The organism is Tabrizicola sp., assembly GCF_034366665.1.
Classification (GTDB): Bacteria; Pseudomonadota; Alphaproteobacteria; order Rhodobacterales; family Rhodobacteraceae; genus Tabrizicola.
The window spans coordinates 38,635-55,577 of record NZ_JAXMMF010000049.1 but is presented as its reverse complement, the minus strand read 5'-3'; the positions used below and the strand labels follow the sequence as shown (position 1 = coordinate 55,577).

General features: G+C 66.5%; 19 protein-coding genes and 1 pseudogene. 8 read left to right on the top strand and 12 right to left on the bottom strand.

The window, feature by feature from the left end; all coding sequences use genetic code 11:
* Window positions 1–46 precede the first annotated feature (46 nt).
* From U1E69_RS06535 to U1E69_RS06525, 3 genes are read left to right on the top strand one after another with little or no spacing between them, the layout of a single operon-like run.
* A complete protein-coding gene (locus U1E69_RS06535) occupies window positions 47–1,216 on the top strand; it encodes a dihydrodipicolinate synthase family protein (protein ID WP_322243547.1) in 1,170 nt (389 codons plus the stop codon).
* On the top strand, window positions 1,216–2,211 hold the full coding sequence (locus U1E69_RS06530) for a LacI family DNA-binding transcriptional regulator (RefSeq protein ID WP_322243546.1): 996 nt from the start codon (window positions 1,216–1,218) through the stop codon (window positions 2,209–2,211). Before U1E69_RS06535 ends, U1E69_RS06530 begins: the two co-directional genes overlap by 1 nt.
* Window positions 2,211–3,470, top strand: coding sequence for a glycerate kinase (locus tag U1E69_RS06525; protein WP_322243545.1), 1,260 nt, complete (start codon window positions 2,211–2,213; stop codon window positions 3,468–3,470). Before U1E69_RS06530 ends, U1E69_RS06525 begins: the two co-directional genes overlap by 1 nt.
* 100 nt (window positions 3,471–3,570) lie before the next feature.
* Here U1E69_RS06525 and U1E69_RS06520 read toward each other — a convergent pair whose 3' ends face one another.
* The 3 genes from U1E69_RS06520 to U1E69_RS06510 are packed head-to-tail and all read right to left on the bottom strand — an operon-like array spanning window position 3,571 to window position 6,193.
* Entirely contained in the window at window positions 3,571–4,950 is a 1,380-nt protein-coding gene (locus U1E69_RS06520) for a HAMP domain-containing sensor histidine kinase (RefSeq protein ID WP_322243544.1), read from the bottom strand.
* Window positions 4,950–5,609 carry a response regulator transcription factor gene (locus U1E69_RS06515; protein WP_322243543.1) on the bottom strand — a complete coding sequence of 220 codons (660 nt, stop codon included), beginning with the start codon at window positions 5,607–5,609 and terminating at the stop codon, window positions 4,950–4,952. The genes U1E69_RS06520 and U1E69_RS06515 overlap by 1 nt, the downstream gene beginning before the upstream one ends.
* Before the next feature lie 44 nt (window positions 5,610–5,653).
* The gene (locus U1E69_RS06510) at window positions 5,654–6,193 is read right to left on the bottom strand and encodes a hypothetical protein (RefSeq protein ID WP_322243542.1); all 540 of its coding nucleotides are present in this window, start codon (window positions 6,191–6,193) and stop codon (window positions 5,654–5,656) included.
* Between the two features lie 157 nt (window positions 6,194–6,350).
* Between U1E69_RS06510 and U1E69_RS06505 the strand changes: the two genes are divergently transcribed.
* The gene (locus tag U1E69_RS06505) at window positions 6,351–7,286 is read left to right on the top strand and encodes a hypothetical protein (RefSeq protein ID WP_322243541.1); all 936 of its coding nucleotides are present in this window, start codon (window positions 6,351–6,353) and stop codon (window positions 7,284–7,286) included.
* Window positions 7,287–7,446: 160 nt separating this feature from the next.
* On the opposite strand, the gene U1E69_RS06500 is transcribed toward U1E69_RS06505, so the two are convergent.
* Window positions 7,447–7,638, bottom strand: a complete 192-nt coding sequence (locus tag U1E69_RS06500) for a hypothetical protein (protein ID WP_322243540.1) — start codon at window positions 7,636–7,638, stop codon at window positions 7,447–7,449.
* An 85-nt stretch (window positions 7,639–7,723) separates the two neighbouring features.
* Between U1E69_RS06500 and U1E69_RS06495 the strand changes: the two genes are divergently transcribed.
* Together U1E69_RS06495 and U1E69_RS06490 are read left to right on the top strand one after the other, a co-directional pair.
* A complete protein-coding gene (locus U1E69_RS06495; protein ID WP_322243539.1) occupies window positions 7,724–7,954 on the top strand; it encodes a hypothetical protein in 231 nt (76 codons plus the stop codon).
* Window positions 7,955–8,021: 67 nt separating this feature from the next.
* The gene (locus tag U1E69_RS06490; protein WP_322243538.1) at window positions 8,022–9,074 is read left to right on the top strand and encodes a flavin monoamine oxidase family protein; all 1,053 of its coding nucleotides are present in this window, start codon (window positions 8,022–8,024) and stop codon (window positions 9,072–9,074) included.
* 168 nt (window positions 9,075–9,242) lie between these two features.
* Here U1E69_RS06490 and U1E69_RS06485 read toward each other — a convergent pair whose 3' ends face one another.
* From U1E69_RS06485 to U1E69_RS06455, 7 genes and pseudogenes are all read right to left on the bottom strand, one after another.
* The gene (locus U1E69_RS06485) at window positions 9,243–9,716 is read right to left on the bottom strand and encodes a LysR substrate-binding domain-containing protein (protein ID WP_322243537.1); all 474 of its coding nucleotides are present in this window, start codon (window positions 9,714–9,716) and stop codon (window positions 9,243–9,245) included.
* 210 nt (window positions 9,717–9,926) lie between these two features.
* Window positions 9,927–11,168 (bottom strand): amidohydrolase family protein, encoded by a 1,242-nt coding sequence (locus U1E69_RS06480; RefSeq protein ID WP_322243536.1) that lies wholly within the window; start codon window positions 11,166–11,168, stop codon window positions 9,927–9,929.
* Window positions 11,169–11,171: 3 nt separating this feature from the next.
* On the bottom strand, window positions 11,172–11,627 hold the full coding sequence (locus U1E69_RS06475; RefSeq protein ID WP_322243535.1) for a creatininase family protein: 456 nt from the start codon (window positions 11,625–11,627) through the stop codon (window positions 11,172–11,174).
* 9 nt (window positions 11,628–11,636) lie between these two features.
* A complete protein-coding gene (locus U1E69_RS06470) occupies window positions 11,637–12,233 on the bottom strand; it encodes an NAD(P)H-dependent oxidoreductase (RefSeq protein WP_322243534.1) in 597 nt (198 codons plus the stop codon).
* The gene (locus tag U1E69_RS06465; protein WP_322243533.1) at window positions 12,233–12,655 is read right to left on the bottom strand and encodes a hypothetical protein; all 423 of its coding nucleotides are present in this window, start codon (window positions 12,653–12,655) and stop codon (window positions 12,233–12,235) included. Before U1E69_RS06465 ends, U1E69_RS06470 begins: the two co-directional genes overlap by 1 nt.
* Window positions 12,656–12,746: 91 nt before the next feature.
* A pseudogene (locus U1E69_RS22590) lies at window positions 12,747–13,025 on the bottom strand (EamA family transporter); the annotation flags it as partial.
* Window positions 13,026–13,329: 304 nt separating this feature from the next.
* The gene (locus U1E69_RS06455) at window positions 13,330–13,473 is read right to left on the bottom strand and encodes a hypothetical protein (protein WP_322243531.1); all 144 of its coding nucleotides are present in this window, start codon (window positions 13,471–13,473) and stop codon (window positions 13,330–13,332) included.
* A 644-nt stretch (window positions 13,474–14,117) separates the two neighbouring features.
* Between U1E69_RS06455 and U1E69_RS06450 the strand changes: the two genes are divergently transcribed.
* Together U1E69_RS06450 and dusA are read left to right on the top strand one after the other, a co-directional pair.
* Window positions 14,118–14,309, top strand: a complete 192-nt coding sequence (locus U1E69_RS06450; protein WP_322243530.1) for a RidA family protein — start codon at window positions 14,118–14,120, stop codon at window positions 14,307–14,309.
* A gap of 351 nt (window positions 14,310–14,660) precedes the next feature.
* The gene (gene dusA / locus U1E69_RS06445) at window positions 14,661–15,686 is read left to right on the top strand and encodes a tRNA dihydrouridine(20/20a) synthase DusA (RefSeq protein WP_322243529.1); all 1,026 of its coding nucleotides are present in this window, start codon (window positions 14,661–14,663) and stop codon (window positions 15,684–15,686) included.
* Here dusA and U1E69_RS06440 read toward each other — a convergent pair.
* Window positions 15,665–16,858, bottom strand: a complete 1,194-nt coding sequence (locus U1E69_RS06440) for a multidrug effflux MFS transporter (RefSeq protein ID WP_322243528.1) — start codon at window positions 16,856–16,858, stop codon at window positions 15,665–15,667. The two genes, dusA and U1E69_RS06440, sit on opposite strands and share 22 nt — an antisense overlap.
* Between the last annotated feature and the right edge of the window lie 85 nt (window positions 16,859–16,943).

The following is a 16,943-nucleotide window of genomic DNA, read 5'->3' as shown; positions in this document are numbered from 1 at the left end:
CTTGCGCGTCAGCGCTCAATCTGAAAACCGCCCGGAAGGCCCTCACATGCTGACCCTCCCCACCGCCGACGCCCGCCTGGAGCCCTTCCGCCTTACCGGCACACCGCTCACGCCCCGCGCCCCCCGCACACCGCTGACCAGAACCGCCTTCGCCGCCGCCCACATCGTCTCCGACCCCCTGCGCGAACGATCCCCCTGGGATACCCGCCCCGCTGTCGACTGGGACGCCACGCTGAACTTCCGCCAACAGCTCTGGGACCAGGGCCTCCACCTCGCCGAAGCGATGGACACCGCCCAACGCGGCATGGGCGTGGACTGGCCCACCGCCCTCGACCTCATCCAGCGCACCCTGCGTGCAGCAAAGGCCCACCCGATGCGGCCCCGCGTCGCCTGCGGGGCAGGGACCGACCACATGCCTCTCAGCGACCTCACCACCCCCGACGCCATCCTGGCAGCCTACACCACCCAGGCCGAGGCGATCGAGGCCGCAGGCGGACAGTTGATCGTGATGGCCTCCCGCGCCTTCCCGGCGATGAACGCCACGGAAGACACCTACCACCAGGTCTACCGCCGCCTCCTCGACGGCGCGAAGGACCCGGTCATCCTGCATTGGCTGGGCGACATGTTCGACCCGGCGCTTGCCGGCTATTGGGGCAGCCTGGACGTCGCCCGCGCCTCCGACTTCGTCCTGTCGCTCATCGCCGAGAACCCTGCGAAGGTTGATGGCATCAAGATCTCCCTCCTCGACCAGGCGCACGAAGAACAGTTCCGCGCCCGTCTTCCCGCCGGGGTCCGCCTCTACACCGGCGACGACTTCAATTACGCCCCCCTGATCGAGGGCGACGGCACCCGCCACTCCCACGCGCTTCTCGGCATCTTCGCCGCCATCGCCCCGGCGGCATCGCAGGCTCTCGAAGCCCTGGCCGAAGGCGACCATCAGACCTACCACCGCCTCCTCGCCCCCACTGTCCCTCTCAGCCGCGAGATCTTTCGCGCGCCCACCCGCTTCTACAAAGCCGGCATCGCCTTCCTCAGCTGGCTGAACGGCCACCAGACCCACTTCATCATGCCCGCGGGTTTTCAATCCAGCCGAGACATCACCCACTACGCCCAGGTCTTCCGCCTGGCGGACCAAGCAGGCTTGCTTTCCCGCCCCGATCTGGCAGAAGCGCGGATGAAGACGCTCCTCGCCCTCCACGGGATCGACCAGGACTGATGGACAAACGGCCGACGATCATCGACGTGGCGACGCTGGCTGGCGTCTCCAAGTCGACCGTCAGCCTGGTCCTGCAGCAAAGCCCGCTGGTGAAAGCGGAAACCCGCGACGAGGTCCGCCGCGCAATGGCCCAGCTGGGCTATGTCTACAACCGCGCTGCCGCCAACCTGCGCTCGTCCAATGCCGGGCTGATCGGCGTCGTCATCAACGATCTGAGAAACCCGTTCTTCACCGAATTCGCCACATCGCTGCAGATGGCGCTCTCGGCCCGGGGCTATGCGACCGTTCTGGCCAACACCGACGAAGACCCCAAGCTGCAGGCCCAGGTCGTCGGCGCGATGCTGGAACACGGGGTCGCGGCGCTGATCGTCTCCCCCGCCTACGGCGACGAGGCCGCCTTCGACGCCATCGCCCGCGCCAATGTGCCCACACTGCAGGTGCTGCGCCAGGTCGTGCCCAGTGACCGCTTCCCTTTCGCCGCCCCGGATTACCCGACTGGCAGCCGCCTTGCCACGGAACACCTGATCGCCCAGGGCGCACGGCGCATCGCCTTCGTCGGTGGGTTCGAAGGCCGCGCCGTGACGCAACTTCGGATGTCCGGCTACCTTGCCACCCTGGCCGCAAGCGGCCTCACGCCCCTCCACCTTCCCGGCCGCCCCGGCCGCGCCTTCGGGCGTGAGGTCGCCCTCCGTCTGGCCGAAGAGCACCCCACCGTTGACGCCGTCCTGTGCTTCAACGACCTCACCGCGCTTGGCCTCCTGACCGGCTGCACCGAACTTGGCCGCGCCATCGGCCAAAGTCTGAAGATCGTCGGCTTCGACGACATCGAGGACTGCGCCCAGGTCTATCCCGCGCTGTCTTCGGTGCGCTGCGACATCGCCGGGTTCGGGCGACAGATGGCGGAAACCGTGCTGAACTGGTTGGAAAACGACCATCGCCCGCCGCCGGAAACCGTTACACCGGTCACGTTGATCCCCCGCGCGTCGAGCCTTTGATGATCCCAAAGTCGAATATTCCGGACCCCGCCCGCTTTCTTCGCAGCCTCTTCGACCGCGCCGTCGAGGTCGCCGACCCGATGCGCTCGCTGGCCGGGTTCCTGCCGGAAAAACCCAAGGGCCGCGTCCTTGTCATCGGCGCGGGCAAAGCCTCCGCCCGCATGGCCGAAGCGGTCGAGGCTGCCTGGGGTCCCTGCGACGGCCTTGTCATCACCCGCTACGGCTACGGGCGTCCCTGCCAGGGCATCGAGATCATCGAGGCCGCCCATCCGGTTCCCGATCAGGCCGGGGTCGATGCGACCCAGCGCATCCTGCAGCTTCTGGACGGCCTCACCGAAGATGACTTCGTCCTGGCCCTGGTCTCTGGCGGGGCGTCGGCGCTGCTTTGTGGCCCCGCGCAGGGCATGACTCTGGCCGAAAAGCAGCAGGTGAACGCGGCGCTTCTTGCCTCGGGCGCGCCCATCGTGGCGATGAACACAGTCCGAAAGCACCTGTCCCAAGTCAAAGGCGGCCAGCTTTCGGCCGCCTCCTACCCGGCCAGACTGCTAGCGCTGATGATCTCGGACGTGCCCGGCGACGATCCTGCGTTCATCGGCTCGGGCCCCACCGTGGGCGACGCCACCACCCCCGACGACGTGCGTGCGATCCTCGACCGCTGGGCGATCCCGGTCCCACCGTCAGCCCGCGCGGTCCTCGATCATTCTGGCGTCGTTCCGCCGGGCGACCCGCGGTTGTCGCGCACCGAAAACGTGATCTATGCCGCCCCCGCCCAGTCGCTTGCCGCCGCCGCCGACCTCGCAGCCCCGCTGGCCGACGTCCGCACCCTTGGCGACCGGATCGAGGGTGAGGCGCGCGATGTCGCCCGCGACCAGGCCGCAATGGCCAGGGACATCGCGGCCAGCCTCAAGTCAGGGGACCGGCCTGTCCTCCTTCTTTCTGGCGGTGAGCTGACCGTCACCCGCACCGGCGACGGGGTAGGGGGACCGAACGCCGAGTTCTGCCTGGCGCTTGCCCTGGCCTTGAACGGCCACCCGCAGATTTACGCCCTTGCCTGCGACACCGACGGCGTCGATGGGGCGGCCGAAGTCGCAGGCGCGCTGGTCTCACCCCGGACGCTGCAAACCCCCGGCGCGGCCGAGGCGCTGGCCCGCAACGACGCCCACAGCTGGTTCGCCAAGGTTGGCTCCCAGGTTGTCACGGGCCCGACGCTGACCAACGTCAACGACTTCCGCGCGATCCTGATCCTGCCGCCGGAGTGACCCTTCAGGCAGTGCGCAACGCAACCATGACCTCCGCAAGGAAGCCATGGATCTGCATGGGGGGTCAGACTTTGGCCGCGCTGGACACGGCCCGCGCCCTTTACGCCTTCGGCGGCTCTTTCGACGCCCGGACCCGATCGGGCGGCAAGGTGATCCGCACTGCCAGGCCCCCCAGCAGCGCGCTGTCCTCCAGCGCCAGCGTCGCCCCATAGGCCTGCAAGAGGTCGCTTGCGATGGCCAGGCCAAGTCCGGTTCCCGGCTTCGAAGTGTCCAGCCGCGCGCCTGGCCGCATGGCCTCGACCCGGTCGGCCTCGGGGATGCCGGGGCCGTCATCCTCGATCAGCACCTCGATGCCCGTCGGCACTTTGTGGGCGGTCAGGGCCATTTCCGACCGGCACCATTTCAGCGCATTGTCCAGAAGGTTGCCCAGGACTTCCTCGACGTCCTGCGCGTCCATCCGGATCGTCAGGCCGGGGTCGCAGGCGATGCGGAAGCCTTTCCCCTCTCGTTCGGCCATCATGCCGAACATCCGGCTGAACCGGCCCAGCGAATGGCTGAGGTCGGTCCGCGTCTGCGTCGCCTCGCCGGAATTCGCCGCCCGAAGCCGCGCCAATGACCGGCTCAGCTGGGCATCCACCCGGTCCAGTGCCTCCAGCGCCTTGTCCATGTCATGCGAGCCCTCGGCCAGGACCGAGAGTTCGTTGCGCAGAATCGCGCTTGGCGTCTTCAGGGCATGGGCAAGGTCCGCCGCCTGCCGGCGCGACCGGCTGATGATCTCGCGGTTGCGGGCCAGAAGCCCGTTGATGTCGGCAACCAGCGGGGCGACTTCCTCTGGGTAATCGGCCTCGCTCAGTTCTTCGTCCTTGTCCCAGCGTTGGGCGACGTCACGGCGCAGGCGGTCCAGCGGGCGCACGATCGAGGCTGTCTGCACCAGCACACTGGCCAGGCCGATCACCGCGACCAGCGCGAAGGCCACCACCAGGCTGCGCCGCGTCTCAAGCCGTTCGGCGTTCAGTTCGGCCTGCGTCTCGGCCACGGCGACTGTCCAGGTGCTGCCATCCTCCAGCGTGATCAGCTGCTGGGCCAGCCGCACCTCTTCGACGTCCGGGTTGGCGACGGACAGGATGTTCAGCGCCGAACCGGCATCGAGCTGACCCCCATCGACCGGACCCGGCAATGTCGCGTCCAGCAGTGAGGCCGAGGTGAAGAGCTGCCCGTCCGGCCCGGTGACCTGCCAGTAGCGTCCGGAAAACGGCGTCTGATAGGCCGGATCGAACAGAAGCTCAGCCAACTGCCCCGGGTCTTCCGAGACCGAGTTCAGCGCGACCACGATCTGCGTGTGGCGGTCGACCAGCGCCCGGTCAAAGCGCAAAAGGACGCGCTGGTTCAGGAAGGAATACAATAGCAGGGTGCCTAAGGTCAGCGAGACCAGCGCCGCAATGCCGCCGCTGATCCACGCCCGTTTGCGCAAGGACAGCATCAGGGGCCGTCGATCATGTATCCGCGGCCGCGCATGGTCTGGATCAGTTCGGGCCCCAGCTTCTTGCGCAGCCGGTTTATGAAGACTGCGATGGTGTTGGAATCGCGGTCGCCGTCATATTCGTAGATATGTTCGGACAGTTCGGTGCGCGAGATCAGCCGCCCCGCGTTGTGGATCAGATAGGTCAGCACCGCGACCTCCTGCGAGGTCAGGTCCACGGGCACGCCCTCCACTGTCGCCCGCCCGTGGCGAGTGTCGAACACCACGCCGTCGCGTTCAAACAGCGGATTGGTCCGCCCCGAGCTGCGCCGCAGCGCCGCGCGGACACGGGCCGCCAGTTCCGGCAGATGGAACGGCTTGGTCAGGTAATCGTCCGCGCCGGCATCCAGGCCATCGACCCGGTCGGACCAGCCATCCCGCGCCGTCAGGATCAGAACCGGCGTCGTGATTCCCGTCCCGCGCCATTCCTTCAGGATCGAAATCCCGTCCCGGATCGGCAGGCCGATATCGAGGATGATCATGTCATAGGGTTCGGTCGATCCCAGAAAGCCGGCCTCCTGGCCGTCATGGGCAACGTCGACGATACGCCCCTCGGCCGAGAGGAGGCGCTTGATCTGGTCGCAGAGGACCACTTCGTCTTCAGCCAGCAGAATTCTCATGGGTCAGGGATTACAGGCAAATCTGGCAACAATTATGGCGACGATCAGTTCTTTCCGCCACCGTTACCACCGCCACCGCCGCTGTTACCACCGCCGCCGCCGTTACCACCGCCGCCGCCGTTACCGCCGCCGTTGCCGCCACCGTTGCCGCCGTTGCCGCCCGACCCGCCACCCGTCGAGCCTGCGCCCTTGGCTTTGTCGGACTTGTTCTTGGCAGCCTTGTCCTTGTCCTTGTCCTTGCCCTTGCCACCCTCGGCAGCTGCGGCCAGGTCGCGACCGATGGCAGAGTTCTTGCCGACCTGCTCGCCCGTGCGGGCATTGATGATGACGCTGATCACGGCGCCATCCGGCTTTTTCAGGACGATCCGGTAGAACACATCCTCGACCGCGAAGGCGCGCGCTTCGATCGGCTCGCCACCGGTGGATTTCGCGACGGATTCGATCACCCGCTTGAGGCTGATCAGGTCCCCCGACCGCGCGGCCTGGCGTAATTCTGCCGCGTCCAGCTCGCGCACTGTGGCGGCAAGGCTGGGACTCGCCAGGGCGAGGAGCGACGCAAGAGCTATGGTGCGGGCCAGTTTCATGACGCCGATCTAGCAGATTCGACGTGAACTGAAAATGAATGGGTGGTTCTCTCCGAGTTAAACGCCGGTGGTGTCTAGTCGTCTCATGGACCTGCGACTCGGGTTCGGCCCGGTCGACTCTGCCCAGCAGGTCGCTCCCATTGAATAGAGGTAAGAGATGAAGAAGACGTCCCTGCAATTCCTGAAGGCGTGCTCGCTTTCGGTGGCTCTTCTGGGGTCGGTCGCCATCGTCGCAGCGGTCTCGATGCCCGATGTGGCATTCGCAAAGTCGGGCAATGACAACGGCGGCGGCAACGGCGGCGGAAACGGAAACGGCGGCGGCAATGGCGGCGGCAACGGAAACGGCGGCGGCAACTCGGACAAGTCGGGTGGCAACAGCAAGTCCGACAAGTCCGACCGGGGCAACAAGTCCGACAAGGCGGACAAGAAGAAGTCCGACAGCGCCAAGGCAAAGGAAAAGACCAAGGAAAAGACCAAGGCCAAGGCAAAGGCAAAGCCGAAGAAGAAGGACCTTGCCGAAGAGCTGGGCGTCCATCCGTCCGAACTGGGCGCGCTGAACGCTGCCCATGCCAACGAGAACGCGTTCAAGAACGCCGCGCCGAATTCGCGCGTCGGCCGGATCGCCGCCTACCGCGATTCCGTGCTGGCCGGTGAGGCCCTGGCCGAGGAACTTGCGGTCAAGGAAGCCGAACTGGCGGCACTGGATGAACCCACCCGCGCCTCGGACGTGGTCAAGACCGAGCTCGATCTTGCGGTGGAAGAGACGGACACCGCAGCGGGCGCCGTCACGGATCTGGAAACCCAGCTTGCCAACACAGATCCGGCCGATACCGCCACTGTCGACGCGATCAACGCCGAGCTTGCCGAGGCCCGCGCCACTTTGACCGCCGCCGAAACGGCGGAGGCCGATCTTCAGGCCGAGTACGACAATGCCGTCGCCTATGAAACAGTCGACGCCGAAATCGACGCGTTGACCCAGAAGATCGAGGATCAGCCCGCACTGGAGACTTCGCTCCTGGAGGCTGCGGCGAACAAGGAAGTGACCCCCGAGGTCGAGGCTGCGGTCAAGAAACTGCTCGGCCTCGCACCCTGATCTCAACCCGCAGACTGCAAACGGCCGGCGTTTCGCCGGCCGTTTTGCATTTCAGAACACGGCGCAAGCAATTGCGGTCCTGGTAGGCAGCATTCCAGCAAAGAAGAAAGGCCACCCGGAAACCGGGTGGCCTTCGCTTTGCAACGGAGAAGAGGGAACCTCAGGCGGCGAATGCCCGAGACGCAATCCGGTCAAGGGCGGCGACGACGTCCTCGACCGGCGGGAACCGCTTCAGATCCGCGGGGAACATGCTGCCCGAGGATTTCTGGCGTTTCTGAAGCGGCTGGCCATCAAAGGCCCGCAGGTCGGCAGTCAGGTACAGGCGATTTTCCTCGGTCGACGAACGCAGCATGACTTCCCCCACAGATACACTGGTCGTTCGCTCTTGCCGGCGGATTGCGACTCATCTTGGAATCACTTTGCCAAATCCATGTTTAATGTGTCGCGAACCTGGCGTTCATCTTCGGTTCATCTTCATCCGGCCCGCATTCCGCCACGCGGGCGCCCAAATCCGCGGCGTCTGCCCGGTCGTCAGGCGGCTGGCTGCCCCGTCAGAGGCCGCTGGCCTGCCGTGCGGGCTGGACTTCCTGATACGGCTGTCCGTCGCGCCGTCCCAGTCCGGCTCGCCCGAAACCATGATGAAGTTGCGCGATGTCGCAGCCATCTGATACCGGCGCAGCAGCCGCAGTCCGTCCCGACCTTCACGCCGGACCTGCGCCGGATGGGAGAAGCGTCTTGCAGCGGACCGACGTTCTGATTGTGGGTGGCGGGCTGGCGGGCCTTTCGCTGGCGGATCACCTGCAGTCCCAAGGCCGGGATTGGCTGCTTGTCGAAGCGCATGAGGCTTGTGGCGGCAGGATCCGATCCTCCGTGCTGGCCGGCGCGCCCTTTGATGTCGGCCCGGCCTGGTTCTGGCCGGGGCAACCCCGGATCGAGGCACTGATCCGCCGCTTTGGCCTGCAGGTCTTTGACCAGTTCAGCCAGGGGGACCGCCTGTTCCAGGACTCCACTGGCGCGGTTTACCGCAACCGCGGCCATGCCTCGATGGAAGGGTCGTTGCGGGTTGCAGGCGGGATGGGGCAACTCGTGACGGCCCTTCTGCGCGCGCTTCCGGGCGACAGGGTGATGACTGGCACGGCGATTGCCGCCCTGCGCCAGACCGACGGCCGCATCGTCGCGCGCTCGGCCAAGGGGCAGATCGAAGCCCGTCGCGTTGTGCTTGCGGTGCCGCCGCGCATTGCCGCCGAAACGATCCGTTTCACGCCCGCACTTCGTGAGGGTGCCATACAGGCGGCCCTTGCAATCCCGACCTGGATGGCAGGGCAGGCCAAGTTTGTTGCGGTCTATGATCGCCCATATTGGCGGGAGGCCGGGTTTTCCGGCGACGCCATCAGCCAGAAGGGCCCGCTGGTGGAAATCCACGATGCCTCGCCGTCAGTCGGCGGGCCTTTTGCGCTTTTCGGCTTCGTAGGCTGGCCACCGGACATTCGGGCGCAGCATCGCGCCGAGACGATCACCCAGGCCGTCGCGCAGGTGCAGGCCATGTTCGGTCCCGCCCTAGGCCGTCCGCTGGCAACAGAGATGACGGATTGGGCCCAGGTCGCGACCATAGCCACCCGGCGCGACTGGGCAGGACCCGCCGGTCACCCCGCCTTCGGCCGTCCTCCAGAACTGAGGGACCTTTGGGAGGGGGGGCTGCATTTCGGCTCGACCGAAACGGCGGAAGGCTTCGGCGGCTATCTGGAAGGGGCGCTGGAGGCGTCGGACCAGGTGATGAGGTCGATCTGACCCGGCCATGTCGTCCCTCTCTTGCCGGCATGACCTGCGCAGAGCCGGTGGCGCAGCGGTCGGTGATCCCCAGGGGCGGCAAGGTGCAGCAGACGGTGCTTGGGTTGCGGCTTGTTCACGCCTTCCGCAAAAGGAACGGCATCAGCTTGTCGCTGGCCCGTGCAAGGCTCACTCGCCAGGATGGAGGTCGCAGTCCCAGCCACTGGCAACGCGGTCCGGGAATGGTTCGACCAAGTGGCCGCGTTGCAGATGCACCTTGGCCCGCGAAGCCAGCGTGATCGCAAATCCCAAACCCGCGATTGCCATTTCCAGGGCGACATTGGATCTGTCGGTCGTCAGCCCACGCGCAAGCGGGAGGTCGGTCAGGCCATGATACTGCGCAAAGGCCTCCCGGTGTTCCTGTCGGCCAGGAACATGGATCAAGGGCCAACGCACAGGATCGGCGGGGCGGCCAGACGGGGTCGGTCCGTGCCGAAAGGATCGCGGGCAGACCATGACCAGGTCCTCTTCTCTCAGGCTGCGCCCGACCAAAGGCTGGTTGGCATGGCGCGGAGTGATCCAGATCGTGGCGCGGACAGTCACACCCACTTCGGGAAAGGCCTCGCGGAAGGCGCGCAGCCGGGGCTGTAGCCAGTTGAGCAAGACGAGGGCGGCGGGAAAGGGCCGGGGCCACCATCCCGCAGCTGCCGTGGGAGGTGGTGCGTCACCCTTACGCGCCGATGGAGATCCTGTCGGCCGACCAGATGCAGGACCTGCAGGACACCTCGCTCCGCATTCTGTCCAAAAGCGCAAGGTCCGGCGGGCCTGCGTTCACGCAAGCAATACAGGGACGTGATCCCAAAGGATTCCACGTCATGCGTTGGAGAGCAGGACCCTGGAAAGCGGGGTGCGGAGGGATTGCTGGCCGACAAGCGCCGCCAGACTGGTTGCCTCGGCAAGGAAAAGGCGCGCGGCGGGTTGGCGGTCGACAAAGCCCTCGGTCACGCCCAAAGCGCGGGCGGCCCGCGTGGTGACCAGCGGCAAGTGGGCGCCAAAGGGCGGGTCAAGGTGCAGGGCCGGGACGGCGGTTGCAAGCGTCAGCAGCGGGTCGTGGCGGCCCAGCGGGTAGAAGGCATCCTGAACATTGTCGGTGCCAAGGCAAGTGGTGATCCCGGCCGCGGCGGCCTCGGCAAGACGAGTGATACCGCGTCGGTCGGGCGTTCCTGCGCCGCGCGATTGCAGGTAAAGGTTGGTCGTGGGCAGGGCGCACAGCCCGATCCCGGCGCGGGTCAGGTCGTCCAGCAGCCGGTCCAGCCCGGTGCCGGTCCGGTTCATCAGGCTGATGGCGTGGCCGCAGAGGACTGGCCCCTGAAAGCGCGTCTGAAGTGCCGTTGCGGCAATCAGCTCCAACCCGTCAAGATCGGGGTCCTGGCCCTCGTCCACATGGAAATCCAGCCGCAGGCCACGGGCTTCGGCCTGTTGGAATATCTGCGCCAGCCCCTTTTCCCGTTCGGAGTGGTGCAAGATCCAGGCACCCAGAACGCCGCCGTCGCGCGCGACCTGGCCTGCGATGCGGGCGGCACTGGCAGGGTCGGCGAAGGTGTCGATGTCGGGCAGGCAAGAGAGGTCCAGCGTGATCCGGTCGGCCCAGTCCTGTGCCACTTCGGCCAGGACATGCCAGGCGCGGGGGGTGGCAGCAGGGTCGGATTCGTGCCCCCAGTCGACATGGCTGCGGGCGTGGGAGACACCGGCTGCGACCAGTTCTGCCAGCGCGGTATTGGCGCGGGCGCGGAGGTCGCCGTCGCTCCAGTTCGCCTTGTCGGCCTGTTGTGCATGGATCGCGGCCATGAGATCGCCACCGACATCGGGCAGGCGGGGCCGGGTGAAGGCCTTGTCCAGATGCAGATGCGGCTCGACAAGGGGCGGCAACAGGATGCGGCCTGCGCCGTTCACCACCCTTGCGTCGGAAGGTGGTGAACGGGTCAGACCGATGACCTGATCGCCAAGGATCAGAAGGTCGCCACGTTGCAGATCGCCGTCTGCGCAGCCGCCAAAGCGGTCGGGGTTGGCCAGCAGGCTGCGTGGAACGGCAATCTTGCGAAGAAGGACGGGCATGGCCTAGCCGAAGCGCGCGAAGACGGCGACGACGCGCGCGAGGTTTCGCGCCGCGTTGGTCAGAAGCGCCTCGTCCTTCTCGGCCGTGGCCGCGGCCGCGTTGCCGATGGCGCCTTTCGGGTTCAGGTCGCCCAGCAGCCAGCCGGGGCGAAGCGGTGCCGCCCCGAGGCCGAGGGCGGGGTGGACCTCTTGCAAGTGAAGATGGGACGAGCCGAAATCTTCGGCCAGCTCCGTGCGGACGATGGCCTGCACCGGAAGCGCCAGAACGGTCAGCACGGGGTCGATCAGCGGCAGGGCGCGGGTCAGGACTGCCAGCGTCGGGTCCCGGTCGACCGACAGGGGCAGGTGCGGCCCGTGCTGCTCGATGGCTCCGGTGGGCAGGATCGCCACCCCCTGCGCGCGGTCCAGCGCCGCGAAGTCGGGGGCGGTCAGGTCGGCCCCCTGTCCGATATGGCCCATGACTGTCTCCTACAGCGGACTGCGCGCGATCCAGGCGCGGACACGGTCAAGATAGCGGCGGCGGGCGGTGTCGGTCTGGGTGTCCATGTCGTGCAGGCCCAGCCAGAAAGTCCGCGTCCGCGGTTGGGTGCAAAAGCGCAGTCCACGCAGGATGATCGTGCGGCCGGGCGCGCCGAAAAGGAAGGTCCAGAGCCACCAGGGCAAGCCAAGCGCGGTGATGACGCCGATCTGGCGCACCTTGGTCAGCGCGGGTCGCATGGGCTGGGTCGGCGCCGACAAGGTGAAGGTGATGCCGGGCCGCCAGACCCGGTCCAACCAGCCTTTCAGGATCGCGGGCTGGGAACACCACCAGGTCTGATAGACGAAGATCCGCGCCACGGCCCACTGCAGGGCTTCGATATGGGGCTGAAGGTCGGAGGGCGGAGGCTCGCCATCGTTGTAGATACGGCGTTGCTCGGTCGACATCGCCGGGTTGAAGCTTTCGGCGCAACGGTCGATCAGTCTGACCTCGTGGCCCTTATCCCGGGCGGTGCTGACCGCGGTAGAGCACAGCGCGGTATTGAATCTTTCGGGCACCGGATGGGCGTGGATGAAGAGAAGGCGCATCAGGCGGGGCTTTCGATCCTGACCAGGCGGCGCAGCGTATGCAGCGCGACGGTGGTCACGATCACCGCTCTGCCGATCAGGGTCAAGCGGCCGGGCTTCTCGCCGATCACGGCCCAGACGAGGAGGGGGCAAAGGATGACTTCCAGAAGGGTGGTCATCGCGACTTCGGGGGCGGGCAGGTAGCGTGGCCCAAGGATCAAAAGCCCCACGGCTCTCAGCAGGATGACTGCGCCGGACAGCAGGATCAGAAGCATCAGGGCAGAGCTGGCCGGCACGAAATCGGCGAAGGGCAGGGCCGGAATACCGCCCCGGATTGATCCCGACGCCAGGTGCGTCAGCATGTTGCGGTGGCCGGTGGTGCGCTGCGTGACGTAATCGCCGGCGATGGTGATGGCATTGAACAGGGGGGAACCCGTCGCCAAGCCGCCGACCGTGACCCAGGCTGCCCGAGGCGATGATCAGTCCCCCCGCGAAGACCAGCGCGGTGGCAAGTGCAGTGGTGCGGTCGATCCGTTCCTCCAGCAGGACAAAGGACAGGATAGCGGCCAGGAACGGGGCGACGGCAAGGACCAGAAGTGCATTGGCGGCCGAGGTGTGCTGCATGGCCGAGCACCACGACAGCATCCCGACCGCGTTCAGCCCGATGATCAGCAGGCCCTTTCGGTCGAACCATTCGCCCCGTGCCGGCAGGGTCCGGGGGGCCAGAAGCAGGTTGCCCAGAAGCAGGATCACGCCTGACAGAAGGCCCCGCCAGACGGCCAGCGCCAGCATGTCGCCGCCGATCGGTCGCATCACCAGAGCATCGGGGACGAAGATCATCACGCCAGCCAGCGTCAAAAGGATGCCGAAGGCCTGTGGATTGCGGTCGGCCAGAGCGGTCATGTGTCTGTGCCGAACAACTTTCGCAGGACGTCGTGGAACCAGGCGGCCTGACGCGCGTCATGCCGTGCCATAAGCGCATCCCGTTCTGCTTTGCTCTGTGCACCGGGCTTGCCATAGGCCGCCCATTCGTTCGCTTGCCAGCGGCGGAGGCCCTCGATCGTGGCTTCGGGATGGAACTGGAGGCCGTGTCGCCATTGCGAAAGGCCTGGTTGTGTCAGAAAGGGCTGCAGGCCAGATGCACCGCGCCCTCGGGAATGGCGAAGGTGTGAAACTGCGCCTGGGTCATGTGCTGGGTTTCAGGCAGGAAATCGCCGCCCTGAGGCGTGGGTGAGATCGGGTAATGGCCGAGTTCATGCACTGGCTAAGTATAGGGGCCGACCTCGGCCCCAAGGACACGGGCGATCTGCTGGAACCCCCTGGCAGAGCCCCAAAAGCGGCACCCCTTGGGCCAAGCAGGCGCGCATCCAGTCGACCTCGTCGCGCAGGAACGGATGCTTGTCATCCTCGAACACCTTGAAGGGACCACCATAGACGACCGGCCCCGCCATATCCGGCCCCGGCAGCCCCAGCCTGTCCCCCTTGAAGGGGCGCGAGAAAACCGGATCGAACCCGTTCTGAACGGCGAACGTCACCACCCGGTCGTCTGGCGGGGCATGTGTCTCTCCATTCGGACGCAGGCCGAGATTGGTGCGGTCCGGCCCCGGTTTGGCTAAAGGAAATCGGGGGCGTGACACTCGGTTCATTCTGGCAGTGAAAGGCCGAAGCCACAGTCGTACTGGACGGATCGCTTTTGTGAGACATGCCATGTGTCCCCTCATTCCCGCCTCCCATCGCGCCCCTGTTGGCCCGCTATGCCCACGGCGTCGAAGTTCCAGCCTGCGCGCGGATCATTCGCACCTCGGGACAGCTGGGCCTTTCGGCCGATGGCCATGTGCCCCCACCGGGACTGAGCAGGCCGCCATCTGCCTTTCCAACATACGCGCCATCCTGGCCGAGGGTGGCGTGGGCATCGACAATATCTGCCACATCTCGGCCTGGCTGACCGATGGTGCCCACCTTCCCGCCTACATGGCTGCACCCGATGCCTTCCTTGGCGGGTCTGCCGTGTTGCCGGCATCCGCCTTGCTTCTTGTTGCCAGGTTTTCGCGGCCGAAGTTCAAGGTCGAAATCGAAGTCTGGGCCGCTTCGGACTGAAAGCCCGGTCACGGACGATGCGCTTTGCTGTCGCCATGCGGGGCTGCAGGTGCCCGAAGGGCTTTCCCTCTGCTGTCGCCCTGAACGCTTTGGCTGTGGATACTGAAGAGGGCGGCCTGCGCTTCGCGAGGCCAAGTGCTGCCCAAGGGCGTGATCCAGGACTGTGGCACCGTCCTGCGGTCAACCGGAGTGTCGGAAGATGGCCTGTCCGGCTTTCGCATGCTGGACGTCTACTCAGGCGCAAATTGCTCTGCCATCCTGGACCGCGTGCGTGTATGACCCATCGGTCGCCGGCGCTTCGGATTTCGCAGCGAACGGTACGACCGCCCGCGTCCCAACGATGAAGACCCAATGCAAAGCAGCCAGCATCAGTCCGAAAAGCAGCGTGGCGATCAGGGCAACCAGCCCTGGCGGTTGAGCGTTGCCCCGATGATGGACTGGACCGACCGGCATTGCCGCGTCTTTCATCGCCAGATGACCCGGCGGGCGATGCTTTATACCGAAATGGTCACTGCCCCCGCCATCGTCCACGGCCCCAAGCCGCGCCTGCTGGATTACTCTGCGATGGAACACCCCGTCGCCCTGCAGCTTGGCGGTTCGGACCCGCGCGAGTTGGCCGAGGCGGTGCGCATTGCGGGACCGTGGGCCTATGACGAGATCAACCTGAACTGCGGCTGCCCCTCGGACCGTGTGCAGTCCGGTTGCTTCGGCGCGGTGCTGATGGAGCGGCCGGCCCTTGTCGCCGACTGCGTCCGCGCGATGCGCGGCGAGACGGAGGCCCCCGTCACGGTGAAGTGCCGGATCGGCGTCGATGATCAGGACCCCGAGACGGTGCTGCCCGCCTTCATCGAGACGATTGCCGGGGCAGGGGTGCGCCACGTCATCATTCATGCCCGCAAGGCCTGGCTGCAGGGCCTTTCCCCGAAGGAAAACCGCGAGATCCCGCCTCTCGACCATGACCTGGTGCTGCGGATGAAGCAGCGGTTCCCCGACCTCACGATCTGCATCAACGGCGGCATCACGACGCTGGATCAGGCCCGCGACCTGCTTGCCCTGGGCCTTGACGGAGTGATGATCGGCCGTGCGGCCTATCATGACCCGGCCTCGGTCCTGATCGGGGCCGACGCGCTTTGGGGCGACGGCCATGCGCCGGACGCCGTCGCCGTGGTCGACGCCATGCGCCCCTACATCGCGGATCACCTTGCCCAGGGCGGCAGGTTACACCAGATCACCCGGCACATGCTGGGTCTCTTCACGGGCAAACCCGGCGCCAGGGGGTGGCGCCGGGTTCTGTCCGAAAACGCCTCGCGTCCGGGCGCGGGGCTTGACGTGATCGACCGCGCCCTGGCCGAGCTTCAGGCCACCGCCGCCGCCTGACGCGACCGCACCAGCCGCGACAGGGCCAGCACCAGCACGCCGCACAAGGCAATCGCCCCCAGCATCGGCACGGCGGTCCCGTCGAAGAACGGCCCCACGGCCACGATCATCAGACCACCCGCCAGCATCTGCAACGTGCCGCCCAGAGACGAGGCAAGCCCCGCGATGTCGCCATGTTCGTCCAGCGCCATCACCATCGCCGTCGGGATGATCAGCCCCAGGCAGGCATTGGCCAGAAAGAGCCCGACCATGCACAGCCACAGGCTGACGAACCCAGCCAGCGCGAGCGCAAACAGCACCACCGCAAAGACCGCGAACCCGGCCGAGGCCCAGGCCATCACCTTGGGCGCGCCATGCCGCAAACCCAGGGGACCCGCGACCTGCGAGGCTCCGAAAAAGCCGATCGCATTGACCGCAAAGGCCAGCGAGAACCCGGTGGGCGACAGCCCGAAGGTCCCGGTGTAGACGAAGCTTGCGCTGGCGATGAAGACGAAGAAGCTCGCCATCCCGAAGCCGCCCAGGAAGGTCAGCCCCATGAACAAGGGGTCGGTGAACAGGACCCGCGCGCCTCGCCGCATTGCCGCAAGGTTGAAGGGCTGCCGGTCCGCCTCGTGCAGCGTCTCGGGCTGGAACAGCGCCAGGATCGTCAGGCTTGCCACCGCCGCCACGACCAGCGCGCCGAAGATCCAGCGCCAGTCGGCGACCGCCATCAACCCGGACCCCGCCAAGGGTGCCAGCATGGGCGAGACCGAGATCACCATCATCACCGCCGCCATCAGCCGTGTGGCTGCGTGCCCGGTGTAAAGGTCGCGAATGATCGCGCGGGGCACCACCATCAGCGCGGCCCCGCCCAAACCCTGGATCGCCCGGCCGACCAGCAGCCATTCCACCGTCGGCGCAAAGGTGCAGACCAGCGAGCCGATGATGAAAACGCCAATCCCGGCATAAAGCGGAGGCTTGCGCCCCGACCGGTCGGCCCAGGGACCGTAGATCAGCTGCGCCAGGCCAAAGGCGATGAAATAGGCGACGATGGTGCCCTGCATCCCCTGCACCGTCGTGCCAAGGGCCGCCCCGATCTCGGGCATCGCGGGCAGATACATGTCGATGGCAAAGGGCCCGATCGACGACAACAACCCCAGCACCAGCGCGGGGCGCAGAATACGCTCAGACATTTGGAAACCTGTTGAAAATCGTTTTCGGTGGCGGGGGAGTGGACCCCGGCAAACCTGTTGGAAGCGCTCCATACCATTCGGTATC

Excerpts from the sequence above, each read along its gene's own strand:
- U1E69_RS06535 (WP_322243547.1), top strand. The coding sequence starts at position 47 with ATGCTGACCCTCCCCACCGCCGACGCCCGCCTGGAGCCCTTCCGCCTT.
- U1E69_RS06530 (WP_322243546.1), top strand. The coding sequence starts at position 1,216 with ATGGACAAACGGCCGACGATCATCGACGTGGCGACGCTGGCTGGCGTC.
- U1E69_RS06525 (WP_322243545.1), top strand. The coding sequence starts at position 2,211 with ATGATCCCAAAGTCGAATATTCCGGACCCCGCCCGCTTTCTTCGCAGC.
- U1E69_RS06520 (WP_322243544.1), bottom strand. The coding sequence starts at position 4,950 with ATGCTGTCCTTGCGCAAACGGGCGTGGATCAGCGGCGGCATTGCGGCG.
- U1E69_RS06515 (WP_322243543.1), bottom strand. The coding sequence starts at position 5,609 with ATGAGAATTCTGCTGGCTGAAGACGAAGTGGTCCTCTGCGACCAGATC.
- U1E69_RS06510 (WP_322243542.1), bottom strand. The coding sequence starts at position 6,193 with ATGAAACTGGCCCGCACCATAGCTCTTGCGTCGCTCCTCGCCCTGGCG.
- U1E69_RS06505 (WP_322243541.1), top strand. The coding sequence starts at position 6,351 with ATGAAGAAGACGTCCCTGCAATTCCTGAAGGCGTGCTCGCTTTCGGTG.
- U1E69_RS06500 (WP_322243540.1), bottom strand. The coding sequence starts at position 7,638 with ATGCTGCGTTCGTCGACCGAGGAAAATCGCCTGTACCTGACTGCCGAC.
- U1E69_RS06495 (WP_322243539.1), top strand. The coding sequence starts at position 7,724 with ATGTGTCGCGAACCTGGCGTTCATCTTCGGTTCATCTTCATCCGGCCC.
- U1E69_RS06480 (WP_322243536.1), bottom strand. The coding sequence starts at position 11,168 with ATGCCCGTCCTTCTTCGCAAGATTGCCGTTCCACGCAGCCTGCTGGCC.
- U1E69_RS06475 (WP_322243535.1), bottom strand. The coding sequence starts at position 11,627 with ATGGGCCATATCGGACAGGGGGCCGACCTGACCGCCCCCGACTTCGCG.
- U1E69_RS06470 (WP_322243534.1), bottom strand. The coding sequence starts at position 12,233 with ATGCGCCTTCTCTTCATCCACGCCCATCCGGTGCCCGAAAGATTCAAT.
- dusA (WP_322243529.1), top strand. The coding sequence starts at position 14,661 with ATGCAAAGCAGCCAGCATCAGTCCGAAAAGCAGCGTGGCGATCAGGGC.
- U1E69_RS06440 (WP_322243528.1), bottom strand. The coding sequence starts at position 16,858 with ATGTCTGAGCGTATTCTGCGCCCCGCGCTGGTGCTGGGGTTGTTGTCG.